Below are 13,019 nucleotides of genomic sequence, written 5' to 3'. Positions count from 1 at the left end.
TTGTATTTTTATTAGTTAATATGTATAATTATAAAAAGTTAAACAGAGGGGGATTTATGAATGATGAAAAAAAATAATGTATTTATGTTAATGCTTGTATTGGCATTATCGGTAGTTTTAGCTGCATGTGGTACGTCGGAGGACAATACTTCAGGTGCTGAAGGCGACAAAGGCTTTTCAAAATTATCAGTTGGTACAGAAGCCACATTCGCACCATTTGAATCGATGACTGACAAGGGTGAAATCGTTGGGATAGATGTAGATGTCATGAATGCAATCGGTGCAGAAGTGGATGCTGAAGTTGAATTTAAAAATGTAGGTTGGGAGCCAGTATTCCAACAAGTAACGAATAAAGAATTAGACTTAGGGGCATCTGGTATTACAATTACAGAAGAGCGTAAAAAGACATTTGATTTTACAGATCCATACTATGAAGCAACATTAATGATTGTTGTAAAAGAAGATTCACCGATTAAAACATTAGATGAATTAAAAGACAAAAAAATATCTGTACAAATAAATACAACAGGTCATGAAGCTGCAAAAGATTTACAAGGAATTACGAGCACAAATATTTTAGCATATGAGAATCAACCTATTGCATTCCAAGAAGTAATTAATGGAACAGCAGCGGCTTCTATTGGTGACAATGCCGTTGTGTTAGAATACTTAAAAAACAATCCGAAATCTGGTTTAAAAGCAATTGAATCAGATCAGTTTGAAAAAGAGTATTACGGATTTATGGTGAAAAAAGGAAACAAAGAATTACTTGATCTTTTAAACGAAGGTCTTAAGAAAATTAAAGAAAACGGGAAGTTAGAAGAAATTACTGGTCAAAAAATCGATTAATTGACAGTATATTTCCAATAAACATCTTAATAGTGACTAGAAAAAATCCGTCTTGCACAAATTTGCAGGACGGATTTTTTTGTTGATTTTACAAGGTCAAATGAATAGAAAGAAAAAATAGATGAATATTTAATGCAAACAATAGAAATAATGGATAAAAAGGTATTCATTCACTGCTGAAATGAATGATTATTTTTATTAAGTAAGAGATTAAAAATAGGAGGGAAATTATGGACGAGGGAAAAGAAAAGATTTTAGATAAAAAGTCGTCGAGACGTTCATTTTTAAAGAATTCTGGTATTGCAGTGGGAGGGCTAGTACTAGGTGGTACGTTAGGGTCTCTTTTCACAAATAAAAACGGAACTCAAGGACCAGTCACTACAACGCAGAATGGAGGACAACCTGATTTTACAGAAGCCTTACAGTTCTTTCGCCGCACATCCGATTTCGATACGATTGCCGCTGCAATGGATGTGATTTATCCAGAAGATTCAAACGGTCCTGGTGCAATCGCCCTTAATGCACCTTACTTCTTAGACAAACAATTGGCAGGTCAATGGGGTACGAATACGTATGAATATCGAAAAGAGCCATTCCAAGAGGGCCATACACCATTAACGAATGGGGCTATTTTTATCGAAGGTGCGCGGAAGCTTAAAGAACTTGCAAAAAGCGAGTATGATGCGAGTAGTTTTACGGAATTAGACGAAGAACAAAAAATTGCGATTTTACAAAAGCTTGAAGCGGGTGAAGTTGAAATGAATTTAATCTCCTCTTCTGCATTTTTCGGTTTATTGCGGAATGTAACTTTACAAGGATGCTTCTGTGATCCTTTATACGGAGGGAACAAAAATATGGATGGCTGGAAAATGAAAGAGTTCCCAGGTGCACAAATGTCATACCTTGCGTATGCACAATCAGATGAGTTCCTAGTCATCGATCCAATTTCCGTAGGTGGACATAAACATTAAAGGGTAGGGGGAAAATAATGGTTACAGTATTACCAAAAGTAGATGTTGTGACAACTGGAATGGGATGGGCAGGTGGAATTGTTGCTGCCGAGTTAACAAAAGCTGGTTACAATGTTGTTGGGTTAGAACGCGGAGAAGAACGATCGGTTGAAGATTTTTTACTTTGTCATGACGAGTATAAATACAATATTCGTAAAGACTTAATGCAAAAATTAAATAAAGATACACTAACATTTCGTAACACGAGAAAAGATGAGGCACGTCCTGTAAGAAGTGAAAGTGATTTAGTTCTTGGTACAGGCACAGGTGGCGGTGGTACACACTGGGGTGCTCAAGCCTACCGTTACTTCCCGTATGATTTTGAAATTCGTAGTAAAACGATTGAACGTTATGGAGCAGGTAAAATCCCTGACAATATGCTTATACAAGATTGGGGGATTACTTACGAAGAAATTGAACCATACTATACAAAATTTGAACAAATGGCTGGTATTTCGGGGGAAGAAGATCCTTTAGCCGGTCCTCGTTCGGCACCGTATCCGACACCGCCATTATTAATGGCACCGCAACTACAGATGTTTCATGATGCAGCTGACCGTTTAGGTTATCACCCATACCGAGTACCCGCAGGAAATGTATCTGAAGTGTATACAAATCCGGATGGTGAAACATTAAATGCCTGTCAATATTGCTCATTCTGTGGGAGCTATGGTTGTGAATACGGTGCTAAATCAGATCCGATCGTGACAGTTATTCCAACTGCCAAAAAGACAGGAAAGTTTGAATTACGAACACATGCGTTGGTGACACGTATTTTAAAGAATGGTAATAAAGTTGTAGGTGTTCGTTATCGCGACATTCGAACAGGTGAAGAATTTGATCAACTAGCGGATGTAGTCGCACTAACGAGCTATATTTTTAATAATGTGAGGTTACTGCTTCTATCTAAAATTGGTCAACCTTATGACCCAGATACAGGTAAAGGAATTATTGGTAAGAACTATACGGATCACCATACCATTTTAGGTGCCACTGGTTACTTTGAAGAAAAGAAATTCAACAATTTCATAGGTACAGGCGCATGGGGTTCTGCTTACAATGATTTCAATGCTGATAATTTTGATCATACGAATGTTGACTTTATTCATGGTGGTCAAATTGAAATGCACTTATTAGGAAATGAGCCAATCACGAACAATCCAGTTCCTCCTGATACGCCGTCATGGGGGAAAGAGTTTAAAGATAAATCAATCTATTACTACAATAGAACTTTATCGGTGGTATCGCAGCGTGCATTTTTACCTTATAAAGATAACTACTTAAGTTTAGATCCTGTTTATAAAGATGACTATGGAGATCCGTTACTTCGTGTCACATTTGATTATCATGAGATGGATTTTAAACGTCATGAATTTTTGTCTGACAAATGTGTAAAGCAATTAGAAGAAATGGGGGCAGATCTTGTTGTGCCTCACCCAATGCAAGAGCATTTCAGTGGTCGCTTTACATTCCAACATGATGGGGGTGGTGCTATTATGGGTTCGAGTCCAAAAAACTCGGCCGTCAATAACTATTCACAAATGTGGGATTACGAAAACTTATTTGTATGTGGATCTTCGGCATTTCCGCATTTCGGACCGATGAACCCAACACCGACAATGGGTGCATTAACTTATCGTGCGACAGAAGGTATGATGGCATTCTTAAAAAATGGTGGCGGTTTAGTCATTCAGCCAAAATAATCATACGACATATGGAAAGGAGTACTTTCTATGCCCAGTATTGGTGTACCAGGATTAATCATTATATTGGTGATTGCTTTAATTTTATTTGGACCAGCAAAATTACCTCAATTAGGAAAAGCTGTTGGTGAAACATTACGTGAATTTAAATCGTCTACCCGTGATTTGATGGAAGATGATGAACAGAAAAAGACCGGAAAAGATGATAAGGAGAAAAAGTAAATACAAAGTTGGGTGACTCATAAATGTTGAGTCACCCTGTTTTTAATTCCAATAATAACCAAAAACCACCCCACCAATTGCTGATGCACGCCGGTAGAAAACAAATTAAACGACGCACGGTAATACTTTAATAAGGAGATACATATTGTAAAAAGAGGATACAGTAGCTGGCCATGTTGATTGCTAGATGAATATTTCGTTTGAAATGGAGGTCTTTTATGGTTGAAGTTAAAGGGGCATTTCAAAATTGGAGGAAAAAGGTAGATAAAAAAGTCAGTACACTTAGTAGCAAAACGTCACTTGCTGTTGATCGATCTAAAGTACGAAAACAAATTGGTGTGTTAGAAGACGAAATAAAGTTTCTCAAACAAGAAATTGGGGAAATCGTCAATATGAATCGAAATAATCTGTTTTCGATTACTATGGTAAACTATCAACTTACTCAAATTGAGACAAAAGAAAAGGCTATCGCGCGGCTAGAACTGGAAATTGAAGAATTAAGTGAACGCGGCAAATTAGTCGGCGTTGAAGAAGCAGTGGTTAGGGAATCTGATGAAAAAAATTCATTAGTAGAAGAAGTAAATCAAGACATACTGTCTACACAAACCTATTGTTGTAGTAACTGTAACGAGCATTATGATGAACCTAAAATGTTTTGTGAGAAGTGTGGGAATAGTATGGGGTAATTTGAACTTAGGGTCTAAATATAAATGGAACTAAAAATAGAATATGAAAAAAGCGATTTCCGTTAGATGGAAATCGCTTTTTTAATACTTTCGGTAGCATAAAGTAGTAATCCCTATCATTTATAAAACGAGTGACGCGAAGCGCAGGGGGCGACTCCTTGGGGGATTAAGCGTGCGCGGAATATCCACTTGTTGCTTGCCGCCTTAGAGGCAAGCAACAAGTTAGATGGAGCCACGCCCCCAGGAAAGCGTCCCCCGTAGCGTAGCAGAACGGACTAGATTAAAAAGGAATCACTTTGAATCCTAAAATTTTGCCATCCCCAACTTATGGTGATGATCCATTAATTTACACTAACGGAATTTGTTGAAGGAATGGTACTTTTAGCAATTTTTAATACGGCATTGACAAGTACATCAGCACCCTTTGAACACTCTTCATATGATGTATATTCATCTTCACGATGACTGTAACCTTTTGCACTAGGCACGAAAATCATTGTAGAAGGAATATACCCTGCGATAAATTGCGCATCATGACCCGCTCCACTAAACATTTGATAGCTGGAGTAACCTAATTCATCTGTACTTGCCATTACGGCATTAATCACTTCAGGTGCAAAATAAACTGTCTCACGGCTCCATAATTTAGTGTAGCTAAGCTGACAATTCTCAATTTCTTTTGGTAAGTCAAAAATGATTTGTTCTACTTGTTTAATGACTGCAGGGTCTTGATGGCGGGATTCAAATGAGAATGTTACAGTGTTTGGAATTACTGTATGAATATTTGGATATGCGTTAATACGTCCAATCGTATAAACAAGATCATCTGGAAGTTGTTTTAATTTGTTTTGTAAGATCGATATAATCTGCATGGTAGCAAACATACTATCTTTTCGCATGGAAATAGGGGTTGTACCTGCATGATTGGATTCCCCAGTTAATGTGATATCATAACATACCATTCCAAGAACACCTTCAACAACACCAATTTCCTTATTGTAATGCTCAAGAACAGGACCTTGTTCAATATGAAGTTCCAAGTATGCATGTGCCTCAGTTAAACGATTAGTTTCTTCGCCCTTATAACCACTCTTTTCTAATGCTTCTTCAAATGTTATCCCTTCTCGATCTGTTGAAGTGAACATTTTTGCTTTTTCAAATTTTCCTGAAAGTACCCCAGAGGCCATTAGTGAAGGTTCAAAGCGTGCGCCTTCCTCATTTGTAAAGTTAACGATAGTTAAAGGATGATTAAGTTCAATATTTGCATCGATAATTGTTTCTACTGCTTCCAAGGCGGTTAACACACCGAGTACGCCGTCAAAGCGCCCACCTTTTATAACTGAATCCAAATGTGAACCCATCACAATAGGTGAATTGTCCGTTTTACATGGAAGTGTTGCATACATTGTACCCATGTCATCAACGGTTACCACCATTCCAAGGTTTTTGCAAATGGCATTAAATTTGTCGCGAGCAATAATGTCTTCTTCAGAAAGACTTAATCGTGTGACGCCATTATTTTCTGTAGCCCCAATTTGACTAAATAACTCTATATATTTTTTTAGTCGTTCTCGATTTGTTTTTAACATAGTGTAACCTCCTTTTTAAAGTCAGAAATACAGTTATACTATATCACTCGTTTAAAACATATTTATATATACGGATTGTAAAATATTGCAATAATCGTATGGACAATATGTCAATTGGGGAGGAAACACTTATGTTAACGGTTCAAGAAGTATTAAATCGAAAACATTTTGAAGTTGCAAAAGTAGTCGCAGGTAAAATGGGATTAAGCCATGTCATTAAATGGATTCATATAATGGAAGTTACTGATGTAAAACAATTAATAAAAGGCAATGAGTTGATACTTACCACTGGCGTTATTTTAAAAGATAATGAAAAAGGTTTTCTTCAATTTGTCCAACAACTTAGTGATTTAGATGTGGCAGGTCTTTGTGTTGAGTTAGGAATGTATATTGAAATCATCCCCGACAGCGTTATTAATTTAGCAAATAAATTGGATTTTCCTCTTATTGTTTTCGAACAAGTTGTCCCTTTTATCGAGATTACACAGGATTTACATACCGGAATTATTCATCAACAATACGATATTTTAAAACAGCTTGAAGATTATTCTCAAAAAATAAATAGGTATGCTTTAAAGGTAAATGACAAAGTAAAAATTCTTCAATACATGCAAAAATATTTAAATGTAAATGTATTTTTTGATGTGAACAAAAGGACAAGCATAGCAATACCAGATAAAAAAATTGAAAACCTCAAAGATTATATCAACGGATTGAATAGTAAATATACTGCGTGTAATGAATTGAATTTATTTGATCATGTGTATGGCACGGTATACATTTATTGTGAAAAAAGGGAAATTAATAATTTAGACATTCTAATTTTGGACAGAACGGTAGTGACCTTGTCTCAATTTGTATTAAGAGACTTATTTATAGAAGAAAAGCTTGAAAGTGAGCACCGAAAATTTTTTGAGAAGTGGTTGGAAGGTCAAAATAGCAACGAAGAAATGATTTATTTTATAGAAGAGATTGATCCAAAACTAACCCAAAATGGTTGGATGGTAATGCTTCATCAGTTAAGAAGAGAAAATATTAAAAAGGATTTAACGAATTATAAAATTAATTTGCGTCAGTCCTTAAAAAAAGAAGGTTTTTATACATTTATTGTGGAGCAATCGCAATATTTAATTTTCATCTTAGGTGATCTACTTCAAGAAAATACGTATAAAGAGCGTATGAAACGTGCGATGTATGAAATTATTAATCAATATAGACTTGATACATTAATTGCAGTAGGAAAATATGTGTACCACTATAATGAGATACAAGAAAGCTATCAAACCGCACAAGATTCATTACAAATCCGTCTGAAGAACATGGAACTTTCCTATTTTTATGATGACCTGACACTTTATCATATGGTGAAAGTGCTACAAAATAATCAAATACTTATGCATATGGCGAATGAAAAAGTAGAAAAACTTAGTCTTTATGATCGAAAACATAACAGCAACTTAATGCAAACCTTGACTATGTATTTACAATGTAATGGATTAAAAAAGGAAACGGCAGAAAAATTATTTATTGTCCGTCAAACCCTTTACCATCGTCTTGAAAAAATTGAACAGATCATTGGAAGTGATTTTATGAATTATGAAAATCGTTTATGCCTTGAGATTATGCTTTTGATGACGAGCCAAAATTTAATAAGTATGGAAAAATGATGGCTCATCACCATAAGTTGGGGATGACATAATTTTAGGATTCAAAGTGATTCCTTTTTAATCTAGTCCGTTCTGCTACGCTACGGGGGACGCTTTCCTGGGGGCGTGGCTCCATCTAACTTGTTACTTGCCTCTACGGCGGCAAGCAACAAGTGGATATTCCGCGCACGCTTAATCCCCAAGGGGTCGCCCCCTGCGCTTCGCGGCACTCTATTTTGGAATACCATGGCATTCACTTTCATTTCAATGACGAAATAGGATTCAAAATTCACTTAGAATAGAGGATAAACTTGATCAATCCCCGCCGCCTCGCGATAGCGCAAGCGGCATTATCAGACGCATTTAACTGGGTAAAATGTACAACACTTTGTATTGGCGGGCCTCGCATGCGGCATTAAAGACAGTAGTATGGACACGTACCACGTGGCCATAATGCGGTCATGCCGTAGCCCGCCAATAGCTAGACAAACTGATAAAACAATAATCAACCCCATGTTACGGTGATGAACCAAAATGATCTAAATGTGAAATAAGTGTATTTAATTGTTTTACACAATGTATAGTGCCCTAACAGTCCGGATAAGAGAAAATAGAGGTAAGGTTGGAAAACTAGGAGGAATGTTCATGAGCAAATCAGTGGATTATAACTGGAAAGCAAATGATGAAAAATACGTATGGCATTCGATGAAACCGTATAACCCAGATGCAACTTTTATTGTTGAACAAGCAGAAGGTGCATGGCTGACGGATATTGATGGAAACAAATATTTAGATGCAATGGCAGGTTTGTGGTGTACAAATATCGGTTACGGGCGTAAAGAAATTGCAGAAGTAGCCTATGATCAAATGATAAAAAATTCATATACACCGCTGTCTTATGGACATACTCCATCTATTTTGTTAAGCGAAAAAATTAGTGAATTACTAGGCGATGAATATGTAGTGTTTTATTCGAACAGTGGGTCTGAAGCAAATGAAGTGGCTTTTAAAATTGTTCGTCAATATTACCAACAAAAAGGTGAAACAAATCGCTATAAAATTATATCACGTTACCGTGCCTATCACGGGAATACGATGGGGTCTCTTGCTGCAACGGGTCAAGCACAACGTAAATATAAATATGAGCCACTTGCACCGGGATTCTTACATGTTCCGCCACCAGATCAATATCGATATCCCGAGGAAATGCAACATGAAGATCCGACGACCTTACCTAGTGTAAAAGCGATTGATCAAATGATAACTTGGGAAATGTCAGAAACAGTTGCTGCGGTTATTATGGAACCAATCATTACCGGTGGCGGTGTAATCGTACCAAATGATTCATATATGGAGGGCGTTAAAGAGGTATGTGAAAAGCACGGTACGTTACTAATTGTTGATGAAGTAATTTGTGGTTTTGGTCGTACAGGTAAAGCCTTTGGATTCCAAAACTATGGGATTAAGCCAGATATCGTGACGATGGCAAAAGGATTAACAAGTGCATATATGCCATTATCAGCTACTGCGGTACGTAGAGAAATATATGAACAATTCACTGATAATGGTGACTATGAGTTTTTACGTCATGTAAATACTTTTGGTGGTTCTCCAGTAGCTTGTGCAGTAGCACTAAAAAACATTGAAATTATGGAACGTGAAAATTTATTTGAGCATTCAGCAATAGTAGGCGCAGAGCTCATGCGATCTTTAGAAGAAAGTTTAAGTGATCATCCGTTAGTAGGTAACATTCGCGGTAAAGGGTTATTACTTGGAATTGAACTAGTGGAAGATAAAGAGACTAAAAATCCTCTAGATATTCAAAAAGTAAATGCTGTCATTTCCTATTGTAAAGAAAAAGGATTAATTATAGGGAAAAATGGTGTTACAGTGGCGAATTACAATAACGTTTTAACATTATCTCCACCACTGACAATTACGTTTGAAGAGATGGACTTTATAGCAAATACCGTCATCGAAGCAGTGAACAGTATTAAGTAAAAGGAGGAGATTTGAATATGGCAGAAGCAGTTTTAGTAAAAAAATTAACGCATTTCATTAATGGACAATTAGTAGAAGGAAAAAGTGGTAATTATGCAAATGTTTATAATCCATCAACGGGTCAAGTGATTGCGGAAGTACCACATGCAACAGCAGAAGAAACTCGTGAAGCAATTGCAGCTGCTAAAGAAGCATTCCCTGCTTGGCGGGATGTATCAGTTGCGAAACGAGCAGAAGTATTAATGCGTTTTCGTCACCTGTTAACAGAAAATATGGATGAATTAATGACTATTATTTGTACAGAAAGCGGAAAAACGTTAGAAGACGCGCGTGGAGAAGTAACTCGTGCACTAGAGTCAGTTGATTTAGCAATTGGCGCACCTCACTTAATAAAGGGAGAATACTCTGTAAATGTTGGCGGTCAAATTAATGCATATTCAGCAAAATATCCTTTAGGTGTTGTTGCTGCAATTTCACCATTTAATTTTCCTATTATGGTACCGTTAGCGCAAACATCAATGGCCGTTGCGGTCGGAAATGCTGTTATTTTAAAGGCTTCTGAAAAAGTCCCGATGACTTCTCTTTATGTAAGTGAATTGTGGAAAAAAGCCGGTCTACCAGATGGCATTTGGACGGTAGTAAATGGTAGTAAAGAGGCAGTAAATGAACTACTAGAAAATCCGACTATACAGGCAATTTCATTTGTAGGGTCAACTCCTGTAGCAAAATATATTTACGAGACGGGATCTAAACATGGGAAGCGTGTAACAGCTCTTGGCGGTGGTAAAAACAATATGGTTGTCATGCCAGATGCAGATTTAGAGCAAGTGGCAAATGCATTCATTGGTGCAGCATATGGTGCGGCTTCACAACGTTGTATGGCTATTTCTACTATTATGCCGGTTGGAGAAGAGACAGCAAATAAATTAGTAGAAATTTTAAAAGATAAGATTAGTAAATTAAAAGTTGGAAGTTACACAGAAGAAGGAACAGATTTTGGTCCGGTCATTTCAAAAGAATCAAAAGAGATTATTTTAAAGGCAATTGACCAAGCTGAACAACAAGGGGCAACAGTAGTAAATGATGGACGTACATTGAATATTGCTAAAAATTTAAATGGTTTCTTTGTTGGCCCTACTTTATTAGATAATGTTACAGCGGATATGGATATTTTCGAACAAGAAGTATTCGGTCCAGCTCGAAATGTGGTGCGCGTAGAGTCTCTAACCGCAGCAATTGATTTAATTAACTCTCAAGAATTGGCTAACGGTGTAACCATTTTTACAAATGATGGTGCTGCAGCGCGCAAGTTTACGACTGAAATTGATGTAGGTATGGTAGGTGTTAACGTACCAATACCAATTCCAGTAGGGTATCATAACTTTGCCGGTTTCAAAGGCTCTCGTTTTGGTGAAGGTCATATGTTTGGCCCAGATCAAGCTCGGTTCTACACGAAAACGAAAACTGTTTCGGAGCGTTGGCCTGAAGTGACAGAAAAGACAAACTCGACATTTGCATTCCCTAGCAATAATTAAATAGATAGAGAAGGAGCTGGCTTTGTTATTACATCTTGTATAGGTAATAATGAACCTGGCTCCTTTATTTATAGTTTTTTGTGCACTAAAAAATTATTTTAATAGTGTTTATTCTAGCCAAATAGGTTATGAGATTGTAATTTATTTCATATTTTAAATTACAGACAAGATATGCGTTCCACTAGATTTAAAAATAGACATCAATCTAAGTTCGTCATTCTAGAGAATAGACTTGTATCATTTTACTAGGATAGTTACAACTTTAATAGTTTGAATTTTTTGTATTTTGATAGCGTTTTATCAATCCTTAAGAAGGATTTTGATAAATAAATTGTGAACAGGAGGAATAGCTATGAAGAAGATTATATCTGGGGGAACAATTGTAACAGCTGCAGATACGTATAAAGCAGATTTGCTAATTGAAGATGGGATTATTAAACAAATTGCTTCGAGTATTCAAGAGGCAGATGCAGAGCTTATTGATGCATCAGGAAAACTATTATTCCCTGGAGGAATTGATCCACATACTCACCTAGACATGCCCTTTAATAATACAGTTACAGATGATGATTGGGAGACAGGAACCATTGCAGCAGCATTTGGTGGAACGACGACAATTATTGATTTCTGTATTAGTGCTGGATCTCCAACATTAATGGATGCGATTGATACATGGCATAGTAAATCAAAAGACAAAGCAGTTATTGACTACGGTTTCCATCTAATGATTGGTGATTTAAATGAACAACGTTTAAAAGAATTACCAGAAGCGCTAGAAAAAGGTGGTATTAGTTCGATCAAAGTGTTTTTAGCTTATGCAAAAGAATTTCAAGCATCAGATCGTACATTATTCCAGGCGTTTAAAGTGGGAAAAGAACTTGGTGCAACGGTTATGGTGCACTGTGAAAATGGTTCCGTTATTGATGAGCTTGTTGAGGAAGCAAAAGCAAATGGTAATACAGCACCAATTTATCATGCATTAACTCGCCCACCAGAAGTTGAAGGAGAAGCAACAAAACGTGCGATTGAACTGGCTCATTTAGCAGGAGCGAAACTTTATGTTGTACATGTAACATGTAAAGAAGCTGTTGATGAAATTATTTCAGCTCGCAATAAAGGCTACAATGTTTTAGGTGAAACGTGTCCCCCATATTTAGTATTAGACCAAACGGCATTAGAAAAACCAAATTTTGAAGGTGCAAAATATGTCTGGTCTCCCCCTTTACGTCCTAAAGAACACCAAGAGGTATTATGGAATGCATTAAAAGCAAAGCAATTACAAACGATTGGTTCAGATCAATGTTCCTTCAGTTTCAATGGCAAAAAATCATTAGGGAAAGATGATTTCTCGAAAATTCCAAACGGGGGACCATTTATCGAAGATCGCTTCTCTGTTTTATATTCAGAAGGGGTAGAAAAAGGACGTATTTCAGTAAATGAATTCGTGGATATGATTTCTACTCAGTCTGCAAAGATTTTTGGATTGTTCCCACAAAAAGGAACGATTGCTATTGGTTCCGATGCAGATATCGTATTATTTGATCCAACTGTAAAACGGACAATTTCAGTGGAAACACATCATATGAATGTGGACTATAACGCATTTGAAGGTTTGGAAGTAACAGGCGAACCGACTAGCGTTTTAGTACGTGGTGAATATGTCATTAAAGATAAAGCGTTTGTAGGGAAGCTAGGTAGCGGTAAGTATATTCGACGCGAAGTAAAAAACACAGCTAAAGTAACTATATAAATAGTAAATCAACTAGACAAGTAATAAC

The 13,019-nt window shown here is 36.7% G+C and carries 10 protein-coding genes; 9 read left to right on the top strand and 1 reads right to left on the bottom strand.

The genetic code is table 11. The features are described from left to right. Window positions 1-63 precede the first annotated feature (63 nt). The 5 genes from DCE79_RS15145 to DCE79_RS15125 all read left to right on the top strand — a co-directional run bounded on the left by DCE79_RS15145 (window position 64) and on the right by DCE79_RS15125 (window position 4,470). Window positions 64-849 carry a basic amino acid ABC transporter substrate-binding protein gene (locus DCE79_RS15145; protein WP_108714514.1) on the top strand — a complete coding sequence of 262 codons (786 nt, stop codon included), beginning with the start codon at window positions 64-66 and terminating at the stop codon, window positions 847-849. A 230-nt stretch (window positions 850-1,079) separates the two neighbouring features. Beyond that, complete coding sequence (locus DCE79_RS15140; protein WP_108713827.1) at window positions 1,080-1,820, top strand: gluconate 2-dehydrogenase subunit 3 family protein; 741 nt, start codon at window positions 1,080-1,082, stop codon at window positions 1,818-1,820. Between the two features lie 17 nt (window positions 1,821-1,837). Next, entirely contained in the window at window positions 1,838-3,562 is a 1,725-nt protein-coding gene (locus tag DCE79_RS15135; protein ID WP_108713826.1) for a GMC family oxidoreductase, read from the top strand. Between the two features lie 30 nt (window positions 3,563-3,592). Then, complete coding sequence (gene tatA / locus DCE79_RS15130) at window positions 3,593-3,784, top strand: twin-arginine translocase TatA/TatE family subunit (RefSeq protein ID WP_108713825.1); 192 nt, start codon at window positions 3,593-3,595, stop codon at window positions 3,782-3,784. Between the two features lie 218 nt (window positions 3,785-4,002). After that, window positions 4,003-4,470 (top strand): nucleotide-binding protein, encoded by a 468-nt coding sequence (locus DCE79_RS15125; protein ID WP_108713824.1) that lies wholly within the window; start codon window positions 4,003-4,005, stop codon window positions 4,468-4,470. Between the two features lie 341 nt (window positions 4,471-4,811). Here the strand turns inward: DCE79_RS15125 and DCE79_RS15120 are convergent, their stop codons facing one another. Beyond that, entirely contained in the window at window positions 4,812-6,059 is a 1,248-nt protein-coding gene (locus DCE79_RS15120) for a Zn-dependent hydrolase (protein WP_108713823.1), read from the bottom strand. Between the two features lie 131 nt (window positions 6,060-6,190). Here DCE79_RS15120 and DCE79_RS15115 point away from each other — a divergent pair, with 131 nt between their 5' ends. From DCE79_RS15115 to hydA, 4 genes are all read left to right on the top strand, one after another. Beyond that, complete coding sequence (locus DCE79_RS15115) at window positions 6,191-7,726, top strand: PucR family transcriptional regulator (RefSeq protein ID WP_108713822.1); 1,536 nt, start codon at window positions 6,191-6,193, stop codon at window positions 7,724-7,726. A 624-nt stretch (window positions 7,727-8,350) separates the two neighbouring features. Next, window positions 8,351-9,706, top strand: coding sequence for an aspartate aminotransferase family protein (locus tag DCE79_RS15110; RefSeq protein ID WP_108713821.1), 1,356 nt, complete (start codon window positions 8,351-8,353; stop codon window positions 9,704-9,706). A 17-nt stretch (window positions 9,707-9,723) separates the two neighbouring features. After that, window positions 9,724-11,241: a CoA-acylating methylmalonate-semialdehyde dehydrogenase gene (locus DCE79_RS15105; protein WP_108713820.1), complete on the top strand. Its 1,518-nt coding sequence runs from the start codon at window positions 9,724-9,726 to the stop codon at window positions 11,239-11,241. A 352-nt stretch (window positions 11,242-11,593) separates the two neighbouring features. Next, window positions 11,594-12,991 (top strand): dihydropyrimidinase, encoded by a 1,398-nt coding sequence (hydA, locus tag DCE79_RS15100; RefSeq protein WP_108713819.1) that lies wholly within the window; start codon window positions 11,594-11,596, stop codon window positions 12,989-12,991. Window positions 12,992-13,019: the final 28 nt, after the last annotated feature.

The organism is Lysinibacillus sp. 2017 (assembly GCF_003073375.1).
In the GTDB taxonomy this organism is placed as follows: Bacteria; Bacillota; Bacilli; order Bacillales_A; family Planococcaceae; genus Solibacillus.
Note: the sequence above shows the minus strand (reverse complement) of the source record. Positions and strands in the feature narration are given on the sequence as shown.

Bases quoted from the DNA above. Each gene is read 5' to 3' on its own strand.
- DCE79_RS15145 (WP_108714514.1), top strand. From the start codon at position 64: ATGAAAAAAAATAATGTATTTATGTTAATGCTTGTATTGGCATTATCG.
- DCE79_RS15140 (WP_108713827.1), top strand. From the start codon at position 1,080: ATGGACGAGGGAAAAGAAAAGATTTTAGATAAAAAGTCGTCGAGACGT.
- DCE79_RS15135 (WP_108713826.1), top strand. From the start codon at position 1,838: ATGGTTACAGTATTACCAAAAGTAGATGTTGTGACAACTGGAATGGGA.
- tatA (WP_108713825.1), top strand. From the start codon at position 3,593: ATGCCCAGTATTGGTGTACCAGGATTAATCATTATATTGGTGATTGCT.
- DCE79_RS15125 (WP_108713824.1), top strand. From the start codon at position 4,003: ATGGTTGAAGTTAAAGGGGCATTTCAAAATTGGAGGAAAAAGGTAGAT.
- DCE79_RS15120 (WP_108713823.1), bottom strand. From the start codon at position 6,059: ATGTTAAAAACAAATCGAGAACGACTAAAAAAATATATAGAGTTATTT.
- DCE79_RS15115 (WP_108713822.1), top strand. From the start codon at position 6,191: ATGTTAACGGTTCAAGAAGTATTAAATCGAAAACATTTTGAAGTTGCA.
- DCE79_RS15110 (WP_108713821.1), top strand. From the start codon at position 8,351: ATGAGCAAATCAGTGGATTATAACTGGAAAGCAAATGATGAAAAATAC.
- DCE79_RS15105 (WP_108713820.1), top strand. From the start codon at position 9,724: ATGGCAGAAGCAGTTTTAGTAAAAAAATTAACGCATTTCATTAATGGA.
- hydA (WP_108713819.1), top strand. From the start codon at position 11,594: ATGAAGAAGATTATATCTGGGGGAACAATTGTAACAGCTGCAGATACG.